General features: G+C 43.4%; 22 protein-coding genes and 6 tRNA genes. 18 read left to right on the top strand and 10 right to left on the bottom strand.

What is annotated here, in order from left to right; translation table 11 throughout:
• Positions 1–115 precede the first annotated feature (115 nt).
• The 6 genes from ACTHPA_RS11400 (at position 116) to ACTHPA_RS11375 (ending at position 715) form a co-directional block, all read left to right on the top strand.
• Positions 116–191, top strand: a tRNA-His gene (locus ACTHPA_RS11400).
• Between the two features lie 9 nt (positions 192–200).
• Positions 201–272, top strand: a tRNA-Gln gene (locus tag ACTHPA_RS11395).
• A 5-nt stretch (positions 273–277) separates the two neighbouring features.
• A tRNA-Gly gene (locus tag ACTHPA_RS11390) sits at positions 278–352 on the top strand.
• A 10-nt stretch (positions 353–362) separates the two neighbouring features.
• Positions 363–436, top strand: a tRNA-Cys gene (locus tag ACTHPA_RS11385).
• Between the two features lie 34 nt (positions 437–470).
• A tRNA-Leu gene (locus ACTHPA_RS11380) sits at positions 471–551 on the top strand.
• Between the two features lie 83 nt (positions 552–634).
• Positions 635–715, top strand: a tRNA-Leu gene (locus ACTHPA_RS11375).
• Between the two features lie 100 nt (positions 716–815).
• Here the strand turns inward: ACTHPA_RS11375 and ACTHPA_RS11370 are convergent.
• The gene (locus ACTHPA_RS11370; protein ID WP_440500381.1) at positions 816–1,529 is read right to left on the bottom strand and encodes a B3/B4 domain-containing protein; all 714 of its coding nucleotides are present in this window, start codon (positions 1,527–1,529) and stop codon (positions 816–818) included.
• A 55-nt stretch (positions 1,530–1,584) separates the two neighbouring features.
• Here ACTHPA_RS11370 and queG point away from each other — a divergent pair, with 55 nt between their 5' ends.
• From queG to ACTHPA_RS11355, 3 genes are all read left to right on the top strand, one after another.
• Positions 1,585–2,712, top strand: coding sequence for a tRNA epoxyqueuosine(34) reductase QueG (gene queG, locus ACTHPA_RS11365; RefSeq protein WP_440500380.1), 1,128 nt, complete (start codon positions 1,585–1,587; stop codon positions 2,710–2,712).
• Between the two features lie 13 nt (positions 2,713–2,725).
• The gene (gene trmL / locus ACTHPA_RS11360) at positions 2,726–3,199 is read left to right on the top strand and encodes a tRNA (uridine(34)/cytosine(34)/5-carboxymethylaminomethyluridine(34)-2'-O)-methyltransferase TrmL (protein WP_440500378.1); all 474 of its coding nucleotides are present in this window, start codon (positions 2,726–2,728) and stop codon (positions 3,197–3,199) included.
• A 407-nt stretch (positions 3,200–3,606) separates the two neighbouring features.
• Entirely contained in the window at positions 3,607–4,392 is a 786-nt protein-coding gene (locus ACTHPA_RS11355) for an aldo/keto reductase (RefSeq protein WP_440500392.1), read from the top strand.
• A gap of 54 nt (positions 4,393–4,446) precedes the next feature.
• Here the strand turns inward: ACTHPA_RS11355 and ACTHPA_RS11350 are convergent, their stop codons facing one another.
• From ACTHPA_RS11350 to ACTHPA_RS11340, 3 genes are read right to left on the bottom strand one after another with little or no spacing between them, the layout of a single operon-like run.
• Entirely contained in the window at positions 4,447–5,301 is an 855-nt protein-coding gene (locus ACTHPA_RS11350) for an RluA family pseudouridine synthase (protein ID WP_440500376.1), read from the bottom strand.
• The gene (locus ACTHPA_RS11345) at positions 5,301–5,777 is read right to left on the bottom strand and encodes a thioredoxin family protein (protein WP_440500375.1); all 477 of its coding nucleotides are present in this window, start codon (positions 5,775–5,777) and stop codon (positions 5,301–5,303) included. Before ACTHPA_RS11345 ends, ACTHPA_RS11350 begins: the two co-directional genes overlap by 1 nt.
• Position 5,778: 1 nt before the next feature.
• Complete coding sequence (locus ACTHPA_RS11340; RefSeq protein ID WP_440500373.1) at positions 5,779–6,204, bottom strand: disulfide oxidoreductase; 426 nt, start codon at positions 6,202–6,204, stop codon at positions 5,779–5,781.
• A 129-nt stretch (positions 6,205–6,333) separates the two neighbouring features.
• Here ACTHPA_RS11340 and ACTHPA_RS11335 point away from each other — a divergent pair, with 129 nt between their 5' ends.
• Entirely contained in the window at positions 6,334–7,878 is a 1,545-nt protein-coding gene (locus ACTHPA_RS11335) for a GNAT family N-acetyltransferase (RefSeq protein WP_440500372.1), read from the top strand.
• Between the two features lie 281 nt (positions 7,879–8,159).
• On the opposite strand, the gene ACTHPA_RS11330 is transcribed toward ACTHPA_RS11335, so the two are convergent.
• A complete protein-coding gene (locus ACTHPA_RS11330) occupies positions 8,160–9,494 on the bottom strand; it encodes a hemolysin family protein (RefSeq protein WP_440500370.1) in 1,335 nt (444 codons plus the stop codon).
• Positions 9,495–9,657: 163 nt separating this feature from the next.
• On the opposite strand from ACTHPA_RS11330, the gene chrA reads away from it, so the two are divergent.
• The 4 genes from chrA to ACTHPA_RS11310 all read left to right on the top strand — a co-directional run bounded on the left by chrA (position 9,658) and on the right by ACTHPA_RS11310 (position 16,926).
• Positions 9,658–10,839, top strand: coding sequence for a chromate efflux transporter (gene chrA / locus ACTHPA_RS11325; RefSeq protein WP_440500368.1), 1,182 nt, complete (start codon positions 9,658–9,660; stop codon positions 10,837–10,839).
• A 615-nt stretch (positions 10,840–11,454) separates the two neighbouring features.
• Positions 11,455–13,194: an ABC transporter ATP-binding protein gene (locus ACTHPA_RS11320; protein ID WP_440500367.1), complete on the top strand. Its 1,740-nt coding sequence runs from the start codon at positions 11,455–11,457 to the stop codon at positions 13,192–13,194.
• A gap of 1 nt (position 13,195) precedes the next feature.
• The gene (locus tag ACTHPA_RS11315) at positions 13,196–14,947 is read left to right on the top strand and encodes an ABC transporter ATP-binding protein (protein WP_440500366.1); all 1,752 of its coding nucleotides are present in this window, start codon (positions 13,196–13,198) and stop codon (positions 14,945–14,947) included.
• Between the two features lie 722 nt (positions 14,948–15,669).
• Positions 15,670–16,926 carry an MFS transporter gene (locus tag ACTHPA_RS11310; protein ID WP_440500364.1) on the top strand — a complete coding sequence of 419 codons (1,257 nt, stop codon included), beginning with the start codon at positions 15,670–15,672 and terminating at the stop codon, positions 16,924–16,926.
• A 37-nt stretch (positions 16,927–16,963) separates the two neighbouring features.
• On the opposite strand, the gene ACTHPA_RS11305 is transcribed toward ACTHPA_RS11310, so the two are convergent.
• Positions 16,964–17,122 carry a hypothetical protein gene (locus ACTHPA_RS11305; RefSeq protein ID WP_440500362.1) on the bottom strand — a complete coding sequence of 53 codons (159 nt, stop codon included), beginning with the start codon at positions 17,120–17,122 and terminating at the stop codon, positions 16,964–16,966.
• A gap of 46 nt (positions 17,123–17,168) precedes the next feature.
• Positions 17,169–17,372, bottom strand: coding sequence for a YheE family protein (locus ACTHPA_RS11300; RefSeq protein WP_060204273.1), 204 nt, complete (start codon positions 17,370–17,372; stop codon positions 17,169–17,171).
• Between the two features lie 70 nt (positions 17,373–17,442).
• Here ACTHPA_RS11300 and ACTHPA_RS11295 point away from each other — a divergent pair, with 70 nt between their 5' ends.
• Positions 17,443–17,832 carry a ferritin-like domain-containing protein gene (locus ACTHPA_RS11295; RefSeq protein WP_440500361.1) on the top strand — a complete coding sequence of 130 codons (390 nt, stop codon included), beginning with the start codon at positions 17,443–17,445 and terminating at the stop codon, positions 17,830–17,832.
• Between the two features lie 172 nt (positions 17,833–18,004).
• Positions 18,005–19,342 carry a serine hydrolase gene (locus tag ACTHPA_RS11290; protein WP_440500360.1) on the top strand — a complete coding sequence of 446 codons (1,338 nt, stop codon included), beginning with the start codon at positions 18,005–18,007 and terminating at the stop codon, positions 19,340–19,342.
• A 44-nt stretch (positions 19,343–19,386) separates the two neighbouring features.
• Here ACTHPA_RS11290 and ACTHPA_RS11285 read toward each other — a convergent pair whose 3' ends face one another.
• The 3 genes from ACTHPA_RS11285 to ACTHPA_RS11275 all read right to left on the bottom strand — a co-directional run bounded on the left by ACTHPA_RS11285 (position 19,387) and on the right by ACTHPA_RS11275 (position 22,297).
• Entirely contained in the window at positions 19,387–20,166 is a 780-nt protein-coding gene (locus ACTHPA_RS11285) for a helical backbone metal receptor (RefSeq protein ID WP_440500359.1), read from the bottom strand.
• An 18-nt stretch (positions 20,167–20,184) separates the two neighbouring features.
• Complete coding sequence (locus tag ACTHPA_RS11280) at positions 20,185–21,207, bottom strand: hypothetical protein (RefSeq protein ID WP_440500358.1); 1,023 nt, start codon at positions 21,205–21,207, stop codon at positions 20,185–20,187.
• Between the two features lie 70 nt (positions 21,208–21,277).
• Positions 21,278–22,297, bottom strand: coding sequence for a S66 family peptidase (locus tag ACTHPA_RS11275; RefSeq protein ID WP_440500356.1), 1,020 nt, complete (start codon positions 22,295–22,297; stop codon positions 21,278–21,280).
• A gap of 107 nt (positions 22,298–22,404) precedes the next feature.
• Here ACTHPA_RS11275 and ACTHPA_RS11270 point away from each other — a divergent pair, with 107 nt between their 5' ends.
• Positions 22,405–22,695 carry a hypothetical protein gene (locus ACTHPA_RS11270; protein WP_440500354.1) on the top strand — a complete coding sequence of 97 codons (291 nt, stop codon included), beginning with the start codon at positions 22,405–22,407 and terminating at the stop codon, positions 22,693–22,695.
• A 2-nt stretch (positions 22,696–22,697) separates the two neighbouring features.
• Positions 22,698–23,348 (top strand): glyoxalase, encoded by a 651-nt coding sequence (locus tag ACTHPA_RS11265; protein WP_440500353.1) that lies wholly within the window; start codon positions 22,698–22,700, stop codon positions 23,346–23,348.
• Positions 23,349–23,530 lie beyond the last annotated feature (182 nt).

Genomic DNA, 23,530 nt, shown 5'->3' with positions numbered 1-23,530 from the left:
CGGTCGTGGCGAAGTGGTTAACGCATCGGATTGTGGTTCCGACATTCGGGGGTTCGATTCCCCTCGTCCGCCCCATTCTATGCAATCTACAATTTTTAAAAAAATAATTATTATGGCGGTCGTGGCGAAGTGGTTAACGCATCGGATTGTGGTTCCGACATTCGGGGGTTCGATTCCCCTCGTCCGCCCCATTTATTCTTTGGGGTATAGCCAAGCGGTAAGGCAACGGACTTTGACTCCGTCATTCGTTGGTTCGAATCCAGCTACCCCAGTTTTTGCGGAAGTAGTTCAGTGGTAGAATACGACCTTGCCAAGGTCGGGGTCGCGGGTTCGAATCCCGTCTTCCGCTCCAACTTTCTTACGGCGGCATAGCCAAGCGGTAAGGCACGGGTCTGCAACACCCTTACCACCGGTTCGATTCCGGTTGCCGCCTCCATACTTCATGTATGCTGTAAGTAATTTGTTGTTATGCCCGAGTGGTGGAATGGCAGACACGTCGCACTCAAAATGCGATGCCGCGAGGCGTGCCGGTTCAAGTCCGGCCTCGGGTATCCACGTCGAAAAGATGCAACCCTGGTTGCATCTTTTCTCTTTCTACATTATTGTAATAAATGTTCTTGATACACTCTATTATGCCCAAGTGGTGGAATGGCAGACACGTCGCACTCAAAATGCGATGCCGCGAGGCGTGCCGGTTCAAGTCCGGCCTTGGGTATCCAGTACACATTTAATAAACGCTCCTTCCACATTCGCGTGGATAGGAGCGTTTTCCATGGGTTGGAGTCGTGTATTGCTAGTCAATCGTCCATATGTGTTCAAAAAGTGAATGGTTCCTTTCCATTCACTAGCACGGAAGGACTTTCTTCATCAATTACATAGCAAGACGCCTCTCCTCCGCTAATGGACGTAAACATATTGCCGCATGCAGTAGTCAGTTTCAAAGCTTCCTCCTTATCCATAGAAGGTCGGAGAAATAGAACGTGCAGCGCATCCGTCGTCTCTTCCGTCACGGCCGTTCTGATAGAGTCTACATAAGGACTGCCGAAAGGGCTGTATTCATCTTTTAATTGAAGGATGTTGTGAAGTGAGTTGAAACGTCCATTCAAACCATCATATCCATCTTCTTCTCCGCCAACGGTTAATTGGATATCTCCGACAAGCTTAGCTGCATCGTAAATGCCTGCAGGAATTTCATATTGGAGAGAGAAAAATGTATTGAGGTCAACCGCAGTATGGACAGTGTGCAAGTAATTCTGCTTCTTAATTCTTCGGTAAAGAGCTTCCACGGATGGTCTGTATCGGTTTGGATCCGCTCCAAAAGCTTTCCAGGTCTCTCTCCATTCCTTAATGCCAGGAAAGTCAGTCAGAGGTTTGGTGTCCAATTCGAAAAAGAGCTGTTCTTGGAATAATTGAAGCCTTCCTCTTAGCATTTGAGGAGATTCAGACACTGTAATTTTGGTATAATGGATAATGCCCAATTTCAATCCGGGCATCTGCTTCAATAGATGTTTATTTAAAGTTATTTTCATCCTCATCACCTTTGTTATCTTTTCATCAATCCTATCATAAAGGAGGCGGAATGTTGTGAATGTCGCTCATCTACAGTCGTCCATCAAAGAATATGCAGCTATGATCGGCATCGATAAAATTGGCTTTACAACCGCCGCTCCTTTTCTCGAATTAAAAAACAGGCTGCGACGTCAGCAGGAATTGGGCTATCAATCCGGCTTCGAAGAAAGTGATGTTGAAAAACGGACAGAGCCACTCATGTTGCTCGATCGCGCTGAAAGCATTATTTCCATAGCGATCGCTTACCCTTCTAAAATGGCAGAGGCGCCAAAAGGAAAGAGGGGAGAGCGGCGAGGCATATTTGCGAGGGCATCGTGGGGAATGGATTATCATCACGTTCTTCGTGAAAAGCTGCAGCTCTTAGAATCGTTTATATCCGAAAAGATGCCAAATGCGACAATGCGTTCGATGGTGGACACAGGAGAACTTGTTGACCGGGCTGTGGCCGTCCGAGCGGGAATTGGCTGGTCCGGTAAAAACTGTTCAGTGATCACACCTGAATTCGGTTCGTATGTGTATTTAGGGGAAATGATTACGAATATCCCGTTTGCGCCTGACGTTCCGATGGAGGATCAATGCGGGGATTGTACGCTCTGTTTAGATGCCTGTCCTACTGGGGCTTTGATTCAAGGAGGGCAGCTCAATGCACAACGATGCATCGCCTTTTTGACACAGACGAAAAAGCCTATACCTGAAGAATTCCGTGCAAAAATCGGAAATAGGGTATACGGCTGCGATACGTGCCAAACTGTATGCCCGAAAAATAAAGGTAAATATAATCTTCACCAGCCGGCGTTTCAACCTGAGCCCGAATTGGCGAAGCCGCTCCTCGTACCGATGCTTAGTTTGTCGAATCGTGAATTCAAGGAAACGTACGGACATATGTCGGGTTCCTGGAGAGGCAAAAATCCGATACAGCGGAATGCCATCTTGGCACTTGCTCATTTCAAGGACGAGACTGCTGTACCTACTTTGTCGGAACTACTTGTGAAAGATCCACGTCCGGTCATCCGCGGAACAGCTGCATGGGCACTCGGACAAATTGGGACGAACGAAGGCATTGAAGCGGTTGAGAAGGCATTGCATACAGAAGAGGATCCGAACGTACGGATCGAGATGGAAAAAGTATTGGAAATTATCTAAAGGAAGTGCTGAAATGGCAATACATGTCGCATTATTTGAACCATTGATACCCGCGAATACAGGCAATATCGCTCGTACATGTGCCGGAACAGGAACAAAATTGCATCTTATAAAACCACTCGGATTTTCCACTGATGATAAGATGCTCAAGCGTGCCGGGTTGGATTATTGGCAATACGTAGATATTACGTATCATGAAGGGATACAAGAATTTTTTGACGCATATCCTGAGGCACAGTTTTTCTTCATTACGAAATTCGGGGAACGGACGTATTCAGACTTTAATTTTTCGGATCCTTCCAAGGACATCTTCTTCGTTTTCGGGAAAGAAACGACAGGCCTACCTAACGAAGTGATTGAACAGAACAAAGAAAACTGCTTGCGCATACCGATGAATGATCATATAAGATCATTAAACTTATCCAACACAGCTGCGATTCTTATTTACGAAGCGCTACGGCAGCAGTCATTTTTAGAATTGAAATAAACAAAAGCGGAGGGTGGCGGTAAGCTGTCACCCGAAGCAGGATGATAAAAAACGGGACAGCCACTTATGGCATGTCCCGTTTTTACTACTTATTTTTTCACTTTACCTGGTTTATCTTCGTATCCGCCTGTAAGGATTGCAGAAAGGAAAGCGAAGCAAACGCCCATGATAAGGATAAGATTCATCAGATGTACCTCCTGTAAAATCAGTAGTCCTTCAATTAGTATACCCTAATAAGTTAGAAAATGAAATGACTGGACTGAAAAATTGTGTCATTCTTATTAACAATTGATTATCTCTATTCGTCAAAATTATGAAATACAGGTACAATATAATCAGAAACAAGATAGGAGGAGAGTGGATTGGATTCTTTCGACAGTAAGGTGACACTGACAAACGGAGTAGAAATGCCTCAGCTCGGTCTTGGCGTTTATAAAATGACTAACAGGGAAGAGACGATACAAGCGATTTCACATGCCTTAAAAGTCGGCTATCGTGCTATTGATACAGCTGCAATCTATGAAAATGAGAAAGAGACAGGCGAAGCGATCCGGCAATCGGGAATTCCGCGTGAGCAGCTATTCATCACGTCAAAAGTGTGGAACACTGATCAAGGGTATGATGCGACGTTAAAAGCATTTGAAGCCTCATTGGAAAGGCTCGGTATGGAGTATTTGGACCTTTACTTAACCCATTGGCCAGTGTCCGATACATTCGTGGACACATATCGTGCAATCGAGCGGCTTTATGATGAAAAACTGATCCGGGCTACAGGAGTATCCAATCATCATATCCATCATCTTAAGCAGGTTTTCAATATCGCGAATGTGAAGCCTATGGTTAATCAAATCGAATTGCATCCTCGGCTTACACAGGAACCACTACGTAACTTCTGCAACGAACATGGCATTGTCATCACTTCATGGTCGCCATTGGCAAGAGGGAGGCTTATGGACGAACCGACGTTGATGCAGATTGGAATGAAATACGGAAAGACGCCTGCCCAAGTCATAATCAGATGGCATTTGCAACATGGTTTGGTTGTCATTCCTAAATCGGTGACACCATCCCGCATTGAGTCAAACATTGATGTAAACGACTTCGAGTTGACGTTGGAGGATATGATGAAAATCGATTGCCTGAATCTCAACGAGCGAACGGGTACAAATCCGGAAACGTATGACGAGGCGTAAAATACCAATTAAAAAACGCGGAATAAATGAATTGTTCATTTACTCCGCGTTTTTTTATATAACTTCTATCGTAGTCTGTTCATTAGTAAAAGGATGTTCGAAAGAAACCTTTTTTGCCACTAAACGGTAGTTGCCATCTGCAGTTTCACTTCCACCATAAAGTATATCGCCTTTGACAGGATGTCCGATATGGGAAAAGTGTACCCGGATCTGATGGGTTCTTCCGGTTTCAAGGCTTGCCTCCACAAGTGTTGTGTCATCATTTCGTTCAATGACACGGTAGCGGGTGATGGCATCCTGTCCGCCAGGAGATACCCGGCGGCGCGTTGGATGGTGGCGGTCCCGCCCAATCGGATATTGTAGCGTCCCGCGCATCCGTTTCAAGCGTCCTTCCACTTCTGCGTGATAGTTTCGTGTAATGGCACGTTCCTCGATCATCCGGTCGAAAAGTGCTTTTGCAATTGGATGCTTCGCAACGAGCACGATTCCTTCCGTTCCTTTGTCAAGACGGTGGATATGCTCTGCATAAGCTCCGCCATTGCTTGCGACATGCGCCATGATGGAATTCATGAAAGTCCCGCCCTCATCGTTCTCATCGGGATGAATAGCTATGCCAGCCGGTTTCGTAGCGGCGATGATATGCTCATCTTCGAATAAAATGGAAACTTCCGCTGTATCATCCGGTTTATAGGAGGACACGGCGTCCTTAAAGTGAAAAACGAGTTCTGTCCCTGCTGCCAAAGGCGTGCGCCAGTCGACAGGCTGTATGGCTGTATCCGTAACAGCCTTTTCCATTCTCATTTGATGAACTGTCTTCTTACCTGCTTTCCAATCGTCCCGAAGAATTTCCTCAATCGTCTGTCCGTCTCGGATTATCTGATAACGGAAGGCTGTATGATGCTTTTCCATCATTCTTTATCGTACGCATCGAAGAAGGCTCGGATATCTTCTTCGGGATTTTTTGGCAAGCCAACGGAACGTGCAACTTCTTTTCCATCCTCATAATGTATTAATGCCGGCCAAGATGTAATGCCGTATGGCTGAGATTCCTGTTGGAACTCAAGCATATTGTACTGATACACGTGAATTCCTTTTTCCTTCGCAATCGGCATAAGGATTGGTGTCATTTCCATACAATATGGGCATTCTGGAGAAAAGAAGTACGCAGTAACAGATTCACCGGACGTCACTTTTTCGTAAAGGTCATCTGGTAAGATAATATTGCTGTAATTTTCATTTCCAAGCAAATCGATTGTCGCCTGGTCAAGTTTGTTTGTTCCATATGGATTATCTTTCAGCTTTTCTTTGTTGGATTGGTTATTCAATACGATGATTAAAGCGAAGATGGCGACGATGACACCGCCGATAATAAGTAATTTCTTCAATTCAATTAGACTCCTTTTGCCATTTCAATAAGAAAAGGCTTGTAATGAGGATCAGCACAAATGCCGTTAAAGCCATGAACGGAATTGTGATGAATCCAAGGTAGTTCACATACTGTCCTGTACAGGATACATCTCCGCAAGCGGGCGCACTATCTTGTAAAAAACGCAGTTTCTGCAGTCCGTAATGGTAGATTGAAATGGAACCGCCGACAATCGAAAAAACAGCTGCCGTCAATGCAATTTTTGCGTTTTTCTGGAATAAAGCGACGCCGGACATCAACACGATCGGATACATGAAGATACGTTGATACCAGCATAGTGTGCAAGGTTCAAATCCGCGTACCGTTGAAAAGTACAAAGATCCTAATGTTGCGATGAGGGAAGTAGTGAAAATGAAAACAAGTCCGTTCTCCAAGCGTTTGTGCATACGATCAACTCCTGTTCCTACGACTCCACCTTGATTATACGGGGAAGGTGTATTCATGTAAAATATTCGTAACTAGATGACTTTACTTCATTGATTATGGGTACATATTATGTAGAAAGGGTGAAGTGGATGAGTGAAGAAATTGATTTATCATCATTTGAAATGAGCATGATCATCCGGGAGATGAAAGAGGATGACATCGAAAAGATTTTGAAGATGCAAGAAGTATGTTTCCCGGGCATGGATCCGTGGGAAGAGGGGCATTTGAAAAGCCATCTGTCCATATTTCCGGAAGGGCAGTTCGTTGCTGAGCTCGACGGGGAAATTATCGGATCCTGTTCAAGCTTGATCATCAATTTTGATGAATACGATGATCGGCATTCGTGGGATGATATTTCCGCGCATGGCTATATAACGAACCACAATCCTGAAGGCTATAACCTATACGGCATCGAAGTGATGGTTCATCCGGATTATAGGAGAATGAAGGTAGGGCAACGGCTGTATGAGGCGAGGAAAGAGCTTGTACAACGATTGAATTTGAAGTCTATAATTATCGGGGGAAGAATCCCGAATTATCATCGGTATGCTGCGGAAATGTCTGCCCGTGAATATGTAGAAGCGGTAACGCGACATAAAATTTATGACCCCGTCCTCACATTCCAGCTACTAAATGATTTCACGCTTATGCGGATCAATCCTAATTATTTGCCTGATGACAAGGCATCAAAAAGATACGCTACATTGATGGAATGGAATAATGTCGATTATAAGGCGACGACGAAGCGGCATTATAAGACAAGCTATCCGGTACGTATTTGTGTTGTTCAATATTTGATGAGAAAAATATCTTCATTCGAAGAAATGGCAAATCAATGCGAGTACTTTGTGGATGTTGCGTCTGATGCAAACTCGGATTTCGTCGTCTTTCCTGAAATATTTACGACGCAGCTCATGTCGTTCTTGGATGAACCTTCTCCAAGCAGGGCCGTGCGGAAAATGACAGAATACACACCACAGTACATTGAATTGTTCACGAATCTTGCCGTCCGATACAATGTGAATATTATCGGAGGCTCCCATTTTGTTGAGGAAGATGATGAGGAAATTTACAATATCGCCTATCTATTCAGAAGGGATGGGTCGATTGAGAAACAATATAAGATCCATATTACGCCGAATGAACGGAAATGGTGGGGAATCAGCCAAGGCGATGAAATAAAAGTTTTTGATACAGACTGCGGAAAAATTGCCATCCAGATCTGTTATGACATCGAATTTCCAGAGCTTGCGCGCATTGCGACGGACAAAGGGGCGAATATTATCTTCACTCCTTTTTGTACAGAAGACCGACAAGGCTATTTACGCGTACGGTATTGTGCACAGGCCCGGGCAGTTGAAAATCAGATTTACACAGTGATTTCTGGAACTGTCGGCAATTTGCCGCAAACGGAGAACATGGATATCCAATATGCACAATCAGCCATCTTTGCGCCTTCTGATTTTGAATTTGCGAGGGATGGAATTGTAGGAGAGACGAATGCGAATTTGGAAATGGTGTTAATTGGTGATGTGGATCTTGAAATTTTGCGAAGACAACGCCAAGATGGAACGGTAAAACAGTTGAAAGACCGCAGGCATGATGTGTATCGAGTGGAGTATAAGAAAGGATAATACAGACAAACGGCACCCCTCAAAATGGGATGCCGCAGCCTGTTGACAAACGCTCGCATCCGTTGTTGCTCGTCTCGCTCGTCCGCTCATGAACTTTAGTTCTATTCGCGTCTTCGCTCGACTTCACGCCTAGGCTGACAAGCGTTTTCAATCAGGCTGGGGAAATTCCTGCCCATTGTCACTTGCCTTAAAAAGAGTGTAGACAAAGTCTGAAAACGACTTTGTCTACACTCTTCGGCATCCCTCAAAATGGGATGCCGTTTAGCTTTTATCTACTATAGTTACGCTTCGATCTGCAGGTCAGCAGATCCATTCGTTTTTTCATTTTTCATGACTTCCAAGTAAAGGATATGATGTCCTTCAACATCTTTCACAGTAAACTCATAGCCTTGTTCAATGATTTTTTCACCCGGAACAGCTTCGAAACGTTCCGACATGAACCATCCTCCGATTGTATCGATATCCTCTTCATTAATATCAATATCGAGTACATCGTTAACGCTTTCAATTAACATTTTTGCGTCCAAAATATAATGGTTATCATTGATTTTCTGTACTTCAGGCACTTCGTCCATATCAAACTCATCTTGGATTTCTCCGACAATCTCTTCTAAAATATCTTCAATTGTCACGAGTCCGGAAGTTCCGCCGTATTCATCCATCAGAATGGCCATATGAATCCGTTCGCGTTGAATTTTAAGTAATAAATCACCGATTGCCATCGATTCGATGACCCGGATGATTGGTTGCATATATTCGCTGACAGGCTGATCTCCTGTTTCAGGATCTTTAATGTAAGCTGTCAATAAGTTTTTCATATTCACCAAGCCGATGACATGGTCTTTATCGCCGTCTGTGACCGGGTATCTTGTAAATTGCTCAACACCCATCAATTCAAACATTTCCCTCAAAGTGACGTCTTTCTCAATTGTCATCATTTCAGTACGGGGCACCATGATTTCTTTGGCGAGCCGATCATCGAACTCAAATATTTTATTGACAAACTTATATTCCGACTGGTTGATTTCTCCACCTTTTAAGCTATCAGATAAGATCATCCTCAACTCATCCTCAGAATGGACCATTTCCGATTCTGAAGCTGGTTTGAAACCGAAAAGGCGGATAATGGCACGTGCCGATCCGTTCATCCCTTTAATGACAGGGTACATAATGAAGTAAAAAAATATGAGCGGTTTCGCTGATGCCAGCGTAATGGCTTCCGCTCGCTGAATTGCGATCGTTTTAGGAGCCAATTCACCTACTACCACATGTAAAAACGTTACGACTGTAAATGCGATGATGAAAGAAAGGATGGTCGCAGCATTCGGGGCAATATCAAATTGGGTAAATACTGGCTTCATAAGTAGTTTGACGGTCGGTTCGCCTAGCATACCGAGACCTAAAGCAGTTATCGTTATTCCCAATTGACAAGCAGATAAATACTCATCGAGATTGCTAATGATTTTTTTTGCTGTAATCGCCCGGCGGTTCCCTTCCGCAACAAGCTGGTTGATCCGTGTTGTTCGTACTTTCACTATTGCAAATTCACTCGCAACAAAAAATGCGGTGAGTGCGATCAAGGCAGCAAATGCTGCCAATCGTATGGCAATGTCCAAATAAGTTTACTTTGCCCCGCGCCCGAATGAGGGGTAGAACAAAGTGCACACCTCCTGTAAAATTAAAATGGGTATTTAAGATAATGATAAATTATTTACAAGAAAAAAACAAATGGTTTTGCCTAAGTTTTGTATAATGGATGAAATGATCGGAGGTTTTAATTTGAAGAAACGGAATAGTAAAACAGAGATTTTGCGTACATCTCTACTATTAGGACTAACATCTTTCGGAGGTCCCGCGGCCCATATCGGTTACTTCCGAGATGAATATGTAAAGAAAAAGAAATGGCTTGACGATAAAATGTATGCGGATATCGTGGCGTTATGCCAATTCCTGCCTGGCCCTGCAAGCTCGCAAGTCGGAATTGCAATCGGATTGATGAGAGGGGGGTTACTCGGAGGGATTCTTTCCTGGATTGGTTTTACATTGCCGTCTGTATTGCTGCTAATGGCATTCGCATGGCTAATTTCATCGTCAGCAACATTCGATATCGGGTGGATTAAAGGATTGAAGATTGTTGCAGTTGCTGTAGTCGCACATGCGCTAGTCGGAATGAGCAAATCATTGACGCCGGATCGGCCGAGAATATCACTTGCTATCGTTGCGGCAGTTTTGACATTATTGATTCCGACTGCGATTGGCCAAATCGCCATCATCGTTGGAGCTGGTATTGTCGGGTATATGTTATATCGGAGAGAAAAGGCGCCGAAGCCGGAGTCAATCGATCTTTCATTTGGAAAGAAGACGGGAGTGGCGGCATGGGCAATTTTCTTCTTACTTCTTATCATCGTTCCGGCGATTAGGACTTTCATTGAAAATACGTTCCTGGCCATTTTTGATATTTTTTATCGGGTCGGTTCAATTGTTTTTGGAGGAGGACATGTTGTATTGCCGATGCTGGAACGGGAAGTCGTGCCAGCTGGCTGGATGGACGCTGAGACGTTCATCGCAGGATACGGGGCGGCACAAGCGGTACCTGGGCCACTTTTTACATTGTCCGGTTATTTGGGACAGTTAATGAATGGACCGTCGGGGGCTGCGGTTGCGGTAATTGCAATGTTCTTGCCTTCATTCTTGCTTGTCATCGGCACATTGCCATTTTGGTCGGCAATTCGATCAAAGCCTGGAATTCAAGCAGCCTTAAAAGGAGTGAATGCGGCGGTCGTCGGAATTTTGCTTGCAGCGCTTTATGACCCGGTATTCACTAGCGCTATCGGCCAGCCGGTCGATTTTGGAATTGCAATCATCGCTTTCGGTCTTTTAATGTATTATAAAATGGCTCCTTGGCTCGTAGTACTGATTACGGCAATATTAGGAGCACTATCCCATTTGTTCATAGGATGATGCATTTTAAGCTGCAACTCGCGCATACAATGAAAAATGCCAGGAAACGTTCTCCTGGCATGCCCATTTCTATATATACTTTGCCGTGGGGTTCTGTTGATGAACTTTGCCGCACATCAATAACAACCAGTAGATGACCACTTCATCAAATACTTTGAGTGGTATAGTTTTTAATACCCGATTGCCATGTATTAAAACAATGGATGTAAATTGTGCAGAAATGTATTGACAAATGGAAATTATCAGTGGTACTGTTGAATTATTCGAAAATCGAAATAGTGAGGAAGGTGCGGAAAATGAAAAAAGTCCTTTTTATCAAAAAACAATCAAATATGTATCCCGTGCTGACCTGCTCTTTCTCTATTCTATGAAATGTACCAGGGCGGCATGACTTAGTCGTCCCTTTTTTTGAGCACACGCTTATGTTAAAAGGCGTGTGCTTTTTTGTCTTTAGAAGGAATATTTGGTGTTTCCACGTCATATACGTGTGAGATATAAAAAAATGAAGGAAAGGAGCGCTGATTATGAAAATTATCAATCAGCAACGGAAACTATTAAAGAAGGAATCTCTAGAAAGTGGATAGTTGAAAGATTTGAAGGAAGAAGGTTGAAAGTATGTTTTCAGTATTATTTAAATTAAAGTGGTTTTTCAAGGAAAATCGCAAAAGGTATACAGTAGCACTTGTCCTTTTAATGGTGGCGAATGTGCTCGTTATTTTACCGCCGTGGTTGATCGGGCAGGCGATTGACGCCATTTATACGAAGACGATGACTACGCATCTGCTTGCACTATTCATCGGAGCGATGTTTCTCATCATGCTTGTAGCGTATGTCGGAAACTTCGTCTGGCAGTATCAGCTTTTCGGAGGAGCATATGTAATTGAAAGGCAACTGAGGACACGGCTTATGCGCCATTTCCTTAAAATGACTCCGACATTTTATGAGAAAAACAAGACTGGGGATCTAATGGCGCGTTCGACGAATGACCTTCGCGCGATTTCGGAAACTGCAGGCTTTGGGATTATGACGCTCGTCGACTCGACTGCGTATTTGGGTACGCTCATTATTACAATGGGATTCGTCGTCTCTTGGAAATTGACATTAGCAGCAATTTTGCCATTGCCAATCTTAGCCTATATATTGCAAGTCCTCGGAAAGAAAATCCACGAACGGTATATGACAGCCCAAGAGGCATTCGGTGATTTGAATAACAATGTGCTAGAGGCTGTGGCAGGTGTCAGGGTCGTTCGTGCATACGTACAAGAGCGCGCTACGGAGCAACGTTTCGCGGATATGACGGAAGATGTGTACAAGAAGAATATGCATGTCGAAAAAATCGACGCGTTGTTCATGCCTTTTTCGAAAGTGCTCACAGCGCTGACATATATGATTGGTCTCGGGTACGGTGCCTATTTAGTGTCTGCTGAGGAAATTACGCTAGGAAACCTAGTCACATTTAATGTCTATTTAGGGATGATCGTTTGGCCGATGTTTGCAATCGGTGAGTTGATAAACGTATTGCAGCGAGGAAATGCTTCCTTGGATCGTGTTATGGAGACGTTGAATTATGAGGAAGATGTGAAAGATCCTGATAAGCCAGTCGATATCGATCAGCCGGAAAGTGTCGGCTTCAATGATGTCAGCTTCACGTATCCAATGTCACATGCGGTCAATTTGGATCATATCGAGCTTCAGTTGGACCGTGGGCAGACGCTCGGCATCGTCGGAAAGACGGGAAGCGGGAAAACGACGTTCGTCAAGCAACTGTTGCGTGAATATCCTGCAGGGGACGGGGAAATCGTCTTTTCGGATGTTGCCCTTCAATCGTTGAAGAAGGATCAAGTCCGTGATTGGATTGGATACGTACCACAGGACCATGTACTTTTCTCGCGTTCTGTTCGTGATAATATCCTGTTTGGACGTCCGGAAGCGACGGAGGAAGATATTGCCGAATCAATCCGTCTATCTCATTTTGAAAAAGATTTACAGATGCTGCCTTCAGGACTTGATACACTTGTAGGAGAGAAAGGCGTTGCATTGTCAGGTGGTCAGAAGCAGCGTATTTCAATCGCTCGTGCTCTTGTGAAAAATCCTGAAATCCTTATTCTCGATGACTCGCTTTCAGCGGTTGACGCGAAGACAGAAGCGAAGATCATTGAAAACATCCAGTCGGAACGGTCAGGGAAAACGACGATCATTACAACACACCGTTTATCTGCAATCCAACATGCGGATTGGATCATCGTACTTGACGATGGGCGTGTTATTGAAGAAGGAAGACATGAAGACTTGCTTGCGAATAACGGATGGTATAAAGAGCAATTCGACCGCCAGCAGATCGGGGAGGTTGAATAATATGAGTACTGGAAAACGTTTAGTGCGTTATGCGCTTGATTATAAGAAGCTTTTAATTACAGGAATGGTCCTTCTTGGATTTGCTGTTGCAGCAGATCTAATGGGACCGATGATTGCAAAGAAGATCATTGACGATCATATTGCCGAGGCGGTTGATAAGACGATCAATTTTACACCAATCGCTAAACTGCTGGCTGTATTCTTTGGGCTAGCTGTAGTGACAGCTGTTTTAAGGTATTTCCAATATTTATTGCTGCAAAATGCTGCAAACCGAATTATCCAGAAGATGCGGAATGAATTGTATGGGCATATCCAAACGTTGCCGATCCGTTATTTCGATAATTTACCTGCAGGAAAAGTCGTCGCGCGAATTACAAATGACACAGAAGCAATCCGAAATTTGTATGTGACGGTCGTTTCACAGTTTGCAATTAGCGGTATGTATATGCTTGGGATTTTCATCGCCCTTTTCATTTTGGATCCGAAAATGGGAGCCATTACGCTTTTCGTCTTGCCAGTACTATACGTCTGGATGAAATTGTATCGGAGATTCGCTTCGAAAGTGAACCATATTATCCGGAGCAAAAATAGTGAAATGAATGCGATGATTAATGAATCAATCAACGGCATGACGATCATCCAAGCTTTCCGCCGTGAAAAGCAGATGGATGGCGAATTCAATGAATTGAATGATGAACATTATAAGTACCAAAGTAAATTATTGAAAGTCGAAGCGGCGACGTCCCATAACCTGGTCGACATTATCCGCTCGCTAGCATTCGTCTTTCTGATCTGGTATTTCGGTGGTGCTTCATTGTCGGCGGAAAGTGTCATTTCTGTCGGGATGCTATACGCATTCGTCGATTATATTACACGGCTATTCAACCCGATTACCGGAGTCGTCAACCAGTTTGCGCGACTTGAACACTCACTTGTCGCCGCTGAGCGTGTGTTTAGCCTGATGGATCGCCAAGGGGAGCCAGTCAGCGATGAGAAGATTGCCCGGTATCGAGGAAACGTCAGATTCGAGAAAGTCTGGTTCGCTTATAAAGATGAGGAATATGTGCTGAAGGATATATCTTTCGAGGCGAAGCAAGGGGAGACCGTTGCGCTCGTTGGTCATACCGGATCCGGAAAAAGTTCAATCATGAACTTGCTATTCCGTTTCTATGATGTATCAAAAGGTAAGATAACGATCGACGGAATGAATATCGGCAACATGTCGCGCCAAACAATACGCGATCATATGGGAATCGTATTACAGGATCCGTATTTGTTTAGTGGAACAGTAGAGTCAAACATCAGCTTGGGAGATGCTCGTATTTCACGCGAAAAAGTACAAGAGGCGCTTGATGCGGTCGGTGGAGAACGCGTACTGAAGCACTTGCCTGGTGGGATTGACGAGCCGGTCGTGGAGAAGGGAAGCACGCTTTCTTCAGGGCAGCGCCAGCTTATTTCATTCGCACGCGCACTTGCCTTCGACCCTGCGATTTTAATATTGGATGAAGCGACATCAAACATCGACACGGAAACAGAGGAAATCATCCAGCATGCGATGGATGTGTTGAAGAAGGGGCGGACGACGTTCATCATCGCCCACCGTTTATCGACCATTAAAAATGCTGACCGCATTTTAGTATTGGACCGAGGCGAAATCGTCGAGCAAGGCGATCACGATGAGTTGCTTGCGCTCGGCGGACAGTATGCACAAATGTATAAACTGCAGGCGGGGAACGGTTCAAAAGTTGGATGAATTGTATGTGCGGACTGTCACGGAAAGTCAAAACAATGACTTTTCGTGGCAGTTTTTTGTTTGGGAGAAGGCGCGCGTCCAAAGTGAGAGGTTGCGCGTCCAAAGCGAGGGGTTGTGCGTCCAAAGCGAGGGGTGGCGCGTCCAAAGTGAGGGGTTGCGCGTCCAAAGCGAGGGGTTGCACGTCCAAAGCGAGGGGTTGCGCGTCCAAAGCGAGGGGTTGCGCGTCCAAAGTGAGGGGTTGCGCGACCAAAGCTCTTCCCCAAAGTCCGCTGAAACTTCCATGTTACTGAACCGTAAATGTAGCAAGGGCCATGCAGAAAATAGTTAGTTGAAATGAGGAGGAGTAACGTGAAAAACTTTAGTGTGAGAGAGTGTCCGAAATGCGGCAGTCACGAGATTGGTAGAGGGAAACAGTCAGGATATGCAGGGATAACACCATATGGAAAAATTGGATTTAACCATAGTTTAATACATTTGATATGTACAGATTGCGGATGGGTCGTTGGTAGTTATGTTGAAAATCCGGCAACTTTCAAAAAGACAGTTAGTGATTATGTCCGTGGTATTTAGCGTATCAAGTAGCAGAAATTAATAATGAAAGCGACTTCATTTTTTATTACTTTTCAAAGCTTAGATTATAATGAAAATTCCGTTGCGAAATGTTTCGTAAACACGTATATTTAGAGTGTCGAAGTATTTGTTGCGGAAAGTTGGAATTATAGATGAAATGGTTCAGTGAATGGGGACGTAAATTTTCCTCTTTCAATCGGAATGTTAGGCTTTTTATAATCGGGAACGCACTTATCCAAATCGGTATGGGTGTTTTCATGGTCATGTACAATTTATACATAAGAGAGTTAGGAATGCCCGAAACGGTAAATGGGAAAGTGATTTCCATGACTGCAATGGCTTCCGCAATCATGCTTGTACCTGCGGGTTTTTTAAGCGACCGATTCGGTCGTAAATGGATGATTGTCGGTGGTGCCGTATTAGCGGTGACAACGCTCTTCTATCGGGGGATTGCAGTAGCAGAGACTCCGATTATTACAGCTGCATTTTTGACGGGTTTATTCATGGCATTCGTTCAAGTATCGGGCATTCCGTTTCTGGCGGAGAATTCATCACCGACAGAAAGGGTAAAGCTTTTCAGCGTGAATTTTGCAATCGTCACGATCGCAAATGTCCTCGGTAGTTTGGCAGGAGGCATTATAGCGGACGTTTTGGAAACAGTGTTCAAGCTAAGTACAACGGAAGCAATTCGATATGCATTGCTTTTAGGCGCTGCGATTTTCACAGTCGGCTTAATTCCACTATTCAAATTGCAGGAAAAACCCATTGAATCTGCCAAGGAGAAAAAAGGGCAAATAGAAGAGACGTTACCACCAGATGATAGCTTCAAGCGGAATTTAATAGTCATTTTCCATTTTTCATTCGCAAGCTTATTGATAGGATTTGGTTCTGGTTTAGTCATTCCATATTTGAATTTGTATTTTGCGAATCGGTTTGATGCTTCCAATTCCTATATCGGGCTTGTTTTATCATTAGGTTCAGCAATGACCGCAGTTGCCGCGATGATTGGTCCAGCACTCTCGCGGAAAGTTGGTAAGGTGAGAGCGATTATTTTATTCCAAGCGTTATCGATCCCGTTCCTACTATTAACGGCGTATACGACATCATTATGGTTGGCGTCTCTAGGATTTTTGCTTAGACAGGCGCTTATGAACGCGGGCAACCCGATCCAAAGTGCCGTCGCGATGGAAGTCGTGTCCGACAAATACAAAGGACTCGCCAATTCTATGAATCAGATGGTATTTAATCTTGGATGGGCAACGATGGGATCGGTTGCAACAGGATTAGTCGTTGCGCATGGATCTTATTGGGGCTACGCGTATGCATTCACGATTACTGCTGGACTTTATATTGTATCGTCATTCTATTATTATTTCATATTCGGAAGAAGGAAATTGGCAGGGGAATGAGAAAAGCGGAGGGCTGTGTTTAGCCTCTCCGCTTTTTTTATTCGCCTCGTCTGTACTGAGTTTCTTTCCAAGCATTTTGCTCATTCGGTACTCGGCTTTTATCCTCGAAGACATTTTCGGTTTTCTGGTTTTGCACTTTCAACTGTTCTTTTTCTTTCTGCAACTGTTCAGGGGTCTTTTCATTTTCCTTCATCATATCTATCCCTCCTTATCGAGGGATAGTATGGACGGAAAAATTTCCATCATTCATAGACATGGAATGTCATCAGCTCGTGGATCATTTTTTTGACGTTTTCTTCGTCGGTTGGCGTTTCGCCAGTCCATTCAATAGTGCCGTCTGGCTTATAGTCTCCCGTGAAACGTTCGTTTTTATAAAAAAAGGAAAACGTCCATCCAGGCAAGCTGCCGCCTGCAAACATCGGTTTATAGCTAAAATGCTGAAGCAATTGAATCGCTCCTTTCATAGACAAGCGCCCATCCGCATAAAGTGTACAAAAGACGCGAAAGGGTGCTGACGTGTTTGTTGATAAATTAAAGCAGGCAATCGAAGGTGAGTACAAGGATTATTACTTTTACAAGTCCATGTATGAGAAAACGGATGATCCTCTTTGGCGGGACTTCATCCAGCATGCATATGAGGATGAAAAAAGCCATTATGAAATGTTTCAACAACTCTATTATATGATGACTGGGACGTTTGTACAAAATCCAAAGAAACCAATTCCATGCTACAATTTCAAACAATGTGTCAAACAGGCACTCGTTGGTGAATTGGATGGCGTAGAGACGTATAAAGAAATGTTATTGACGATTCCTTTTCAGCAAGCGTACAATCCTTTGTTCATCGCCATGCATGACGAAATGGAGCACGCGATCCGGATGTCGACAATCTATAATTCATTATGAATCAAAAACACGAGACCATCTAGTTATGATGATCCCGTGTTTTTTACATACAACGATACTCTTCCTTCCATAGTCTATTTTTGAATACCTGTATGATAAGTTTGAAATATTTTGCATTTCCTATATTATTAGACTGAAATGTCTTTAAATTTATTTTGCTGAAAAAGGATGAATGGAAAAAAGGAAAGGATATGACTTTATGAACGTTTGGGCCTGGATTGGAATGTTAGGTATTATAATTCTTACACCTTTGTCATTACTTAAAAAAGAGAATCGAACGAAAGAGGAAATCAGGAAAGTGGTCGTGATGGAGATAATTGCGCTAACAATTATTATCGCGGTCCTCTTGTTTAATGTGAATTATCTTCTTGCAATTGTTGTCGGTTTTATTGTGATGATTGTATTCAATAAAAAAACGTATACAAAGAAGAGATTAATAACTTATGGCGCAATTATTCTTGTTATAGGAATTGCAGTCAGTTATGTATTTCGAGATAATCCGGATTATGTTTTAAATCATTTAATAGAAAATCCGCAAACGACGTCTTTTTACTTAGCGGAAAATGGCGTTGAATTAATCACTTATCAATCGGATGTCGTCCGGCCATTAGCAAGCACAGTAAAGATGTTGATTGCTGTCGAGTATGCAATGCAAATAGATGAAGGGGTTTTGGATAAAGATCGGTCTGTGCCATTGGATGAGTTATCCCGTTATTATGCAAAAGGAACGGATGGCAATGCACATGTAGAGTGGCTTAAAGCGATGGAAGGCGAAGGGAAAGTTGTAGAAAATAAAGTAACGCTGCATGACGTTGCAAAAGGAATGGTGACGTATAGCTCCAATGCCAATACAGATTATCTAATAAATTTGCTTAGAGCAGATGCTATCAATGAGCGGGCAATATCGCTCGGGCTTACTAGGCATGAAGAAGTATATCCGATTGTTGGTGCGCTCTTAATTCCGGAATACTGGAAAAGTGAATCAATGAACAACGAGGAACTAATTAGAGGGCTTGAAGCGATACCGATTGATGAATATCGAGAGTTAGCGATGCATTTAAGTACTCAGCTGAAGGAAGAGGTGATCAAGATTGAAGATTATACATTTGATTTGCCTTTAAAGGTACAAAAAGTATGGTCGGATCGTCTAATTGGTGCATCAGCTAATAATTATGGGGAATTATTGGCGGTAGTTTCGAATGAGCAGCTTCCTGAGAAAGCTGCTGAGACAGCAAGGGATTTACTTGAGTGGCCAATGCAACTAAACGTAGGCAACAAGAAGCGTTTTGTTCATCTTGGGGCAAAAGGCGGATCGACTGCATTTATAGTAAACGATGCAATGTACGCAGAAAATCATAATGGGGATAAAATTGAAATGGTGATCTTCACCGATGACTTAAGCCTTTGGCAAGGAATGCTCATTCGAAACAATCTTAATTCGTTTGAATCCAAATTACTTGGTAATGAGGAATATCGTCTAAAGATTGTGAAAGAACTCTCCGATTTGTAATGAACCAAAAAAGCCAGCATCGAAGTGATGTTGGCTTTCGTTTACTATATTTCTAACTGTTGTTGAAAGTAAGCTGCAGCTTCCAGCATCCGCGGCCCGTACCAAAACATTTCTCCGTCAACGAGGACTGGTTCGGTTTCCGGCATCATATCCATAAACTCTTTGAAATGTTTTTCTTTAAACGGAAAGGGTTCTGATGCGAGCAATACATAATCCAATTTCGCATTTTGAAAATCGTCGGCTGTAATGGCGGGATATCTTCCTTCCGCTTCGGTAAATGGATTGACGAATCCCATCTTTTCTAATAACGAGTTGATGTATGTATCTTTCCCGACGACCATATACGGTTTTCTCCAAATGACGTAGCCAATGCGCTTACTAGATGCTTTTGGCAAGGAGGCGAATTGGTGTTGGATAGAGTTAATTAACTTCGCCGCAGCAGCATCCCGATCCGTCAAAGTTCCGATTTCCTCAATCATCACGTATGCATCATCTACTGATTGAACTTCGGCGACGTACACAGGGAAGAATTTCTCCAGTTGCTCTACAATTTCTTTCGTATTTTCCTCTTTTTCAACGATGATGAGATCCGGTCGAACATCTTGGATTGCCTCCAGTTTGATGTCCTTTGTGCCTGCAACAGCAGGTACATTTTCGACTATTCCTTTCGGGTAGATGCAAAATCGTGTCCGGCCAACAATCTTCTCTTCAAGGTCAAGTGCAAACAACGTATCAGTAATGCCCGGACATAAAGAAACGATTCGTTTTGGAGGAAAGGGAAAAGTAACACTTCGTCCGACACGGTCTACAACAGTTTTATTCAAAACTTTGCTTCATTCCTTTCATACGAAGAATTTTGCCGCTTCTTTGGCAACCTCTTCAGGGGCTTTCAAGGACAAAGGTTCTCCATGCAAGTAATTGAAAACATTCATATCGCTTGTTTCAAGCATCCCGATTGTCATTCGTGGAATCAGCCGGACATGAACTTTCTCGGATGTCTGCTTGTTCACTGGGATGAATAACGCAGCATTGAAGCTTGCCAATCCAACTTCTTTGAAATAGCTGAAGAAACGGAGAAGGCTTTTTGCAAGATCATCATAGCTGTCAGCAGTCAATTCATTGAAAGAATCCGCTTCGAAAACTCCGATAAAGTCGCAATGGCTCTTAGGAGCATAAGCGTGCATCCAGTTGATGCCGCCTTCATTTCCGATCCAGCGTTCGTTCAGCTTGTTTTCTTCATTAACAAGTGAAGTAAAGTAGTTCCTTCCTTCATTTTCATAAAAAGCAAGGCTGTTTGACGTCACGGTTGCCTGATAATTCGTCGGCTCCTCCGACGCCAAAACATGGATATGTGGATGAAGGATGCTGCCTCCTGAGGGTGGCAAGTAATTCCAATTGACAGAGACGTACTCGGTATTTTCATCAAACTCCAGCACTTTTTGGATATATTGATGAGCGGCTTTAAAAGCATCCGAAATAAGAGCTTCAGTAAATTCCTCAAGCTTCACATAATGTTGATTGGACATACGGACGACAGCATTATGCTTGCTGTAAGGAAAGAGATTCGGAAAGACAACCGCTTCTTTTCCAACGAATCGTCCACCTTCCACAAGTTCATCAGGAAAACGAGGCGTGATTTTGGATACATTTTCAGCGCAAAAAGGACATTTTTCGCCTTCCGTAACCTTGGCAAGCTCTGAATAATCCTTTGGCACGAATGGGGCACCCGGATCGAAAATGATCCGTGACGTTTCACCGGTTAACGGATCGAATCTAATTTCTGTTTTTCTGTCAATCAACTTCCCGTCTTGCATCGGATCATGGAATGTGAAAAATTCTTCACGTTTGCGAAATGAAATTGGCATCGTCATACTCCCCCTTAAAAACATCTTTCTTCCATTCTATCGTTGACTGACAGAAAAGTCAGCCGGTTGCTTATCGAAATGTCGTAATCACACGCCCTTTTCCATTTTTAACTGACACTCGTCCTTGAGCCCCATTCACGAATGTAATTTGAGGGGGGACGTGCCCTACATCAGCGTCGTATACGACCGGCAATCCAATCATCTCTTTTAATCTTTCCATTGAATCCAATACAGTAAATCCACCGACTTCTTGACCAGCAGGAGAGCGGCCGAAGATAATTCCCGCGGCATTGTCAAACCATCCTGCATAGGCGAACTGAAGCATTGATCTATGAAAATCAGTAGCGTTCATCTCGCAGTTCTCGAAATACCATAAAATCGGCTCGTCGTTCAAGAAGTTCTTCTGAAATGAAGCGATATCGCCATAAGGAGTTCCAACGAGATGACGGATCGTATCAATGCAACCGCCTAAAAAGCGTCCTTCCAATTCAATCGTTTCTGTTCCAATCGTCTTCCATGCTGTCGAAGAATCGAGTTTATATACATAAGGATCATTCGGAGCATCATGCTGCCATTTGGATTGAAACTTTTCAGATGAGTGTTGTTCAATAATTGATCCTTCAGAAGCTTGTAGTACATTCATGAACTGGCTTGCGACAGGTTCCCATTCATCACTGCGCAATTCTACGAAGTTTGGTCCATGCGCAGTCGCAATTCCCGTTTTGACAGTCATCGCAAATAGGAAGGTGCTCATATCCGAATAGCCTAAAATCCACTTCGGGTCAATTTTGTCCCAATCGATAAATGGCAATATTTCTAATAGGATTTCTCCACCCCATGGAGGGATGATTGCGTTTATGTCCGGATTGTTGAACATTTCCATTAGCTTCGCTGCACGGACTTCTTTAGTTGCTGAAGCAGCCTTGTATTGCGTCCAAACCGTATCATCGACATGTACATTGAACCCTCTTTTTTCAAACTGGTGTTTTGCATGATGGACAAGATGGTGAAGACTTTCGTCAACTCCGGACGAAGGAGCTGTCACGCCGATCGTGTCTCCTTGTTGCAATGGTCTTGGATAGCGGATCATAAGAATCACTCCATTTTCTTTCATAATATATGGTAAGATAATTGTATAGTAGTTTATCAAGAATTCTCTAAATTGTCCCGAACTATTTACAGAGGGGGGAAAAGGGCTTGTTGAAATATAAAAAGATGTTTGGATTGAGTGTCATCCTTTCAGTGGCTTCAGCGTTTATACTTCCGGGGAATGAAAATGGATTCGGATGGCCATTTGCATGGATGGAATACCATGGGCACTCCTCAATTACATTTGGATCGGAGCTATTTCAACCGAATAATTTCGGAGCTGTTTTCTTCGACCTATGGAATTTAGTATTCGGGGCATTACTAATTTACATTGTCCTTTTATTGATTTACAAAGGTCTGAATAAATTAAATATAGATGCAGAGATAGGGGAAAAGTGAAGATGATTAAGTCTGCGAAATTGTACACAAATAATATAAAAGCATTACGGCGTTTTTACGTAAATATATTGGAGCTCGATATGACCGAGTCGACATCGGAACAGTTTACAGTGAGAATCGGCGAATCTTATCTTACTTTTACTCAGACAGACAAACCGGCCTTTTATCATTTTGCTATCAATATTCCGGGGAATCAGTTCTCGATGATGAAATATTGGATCACGGATCGTATCACATTGAACCGCGAAGAAGGGAGAGACGAAGTCTATTTCCCAAGCTTTGATGCGGATTCAATGTATTTTGAAGACCCAGCCGGCAATATTGTTGAATTGATCGGTCGTAGGAAACGTGATCTTTTTGGAGACCTGACAAAAGAATCGTTCTTAAATATTAGTGAAATCGGCATCACAACCCCTCATGTTGTCGAAGTAGGCGATGAGTTGCAGGACCTTGGGATTCCGTTACGCAATGGAACCGAAGTGGAGCCAAATGAACTGAACTTCCTCGGACGCGGAGACACCTTCATCGTCCTTGTTCCGCCAGGCCGCCGCTGGTATTTTTCAAAGAAGGTAGCGGAAGCATATCCGCTTGAACTTACTTGGAATGATGCGCATATTAAATTGAACGGGGAAGGGAACCTTTCTATTGAATAACTGAGGAAAGCCGATTGCATCTTCAGCAATCGGCTTGATTTATGTTATGAGCTGGATTAATAGATCACTCACGCGGATTTATGATCACCTACCACGAAAATCCTCTCCATCATATCGTATGCTTTTTCCAATTGAACTCCTTCTGTTATAATGGAAACCGAACGAAATGGAAATAAGGTGAA

Origin of the sequence: Sporosarcina sp. SAFN-015, from assembly GCF_051966875.1 — a bacterium.
Taxonomy (GTDB): Bacteria; Bacillota; Bacilli; order Bacillales_A; family Planococcaceae; genus Sporosarcina.
Note: the sequence above shows the minus strand (reverse complement) of the source record. Positions and strands in the feature narration are given on the sequence as shown.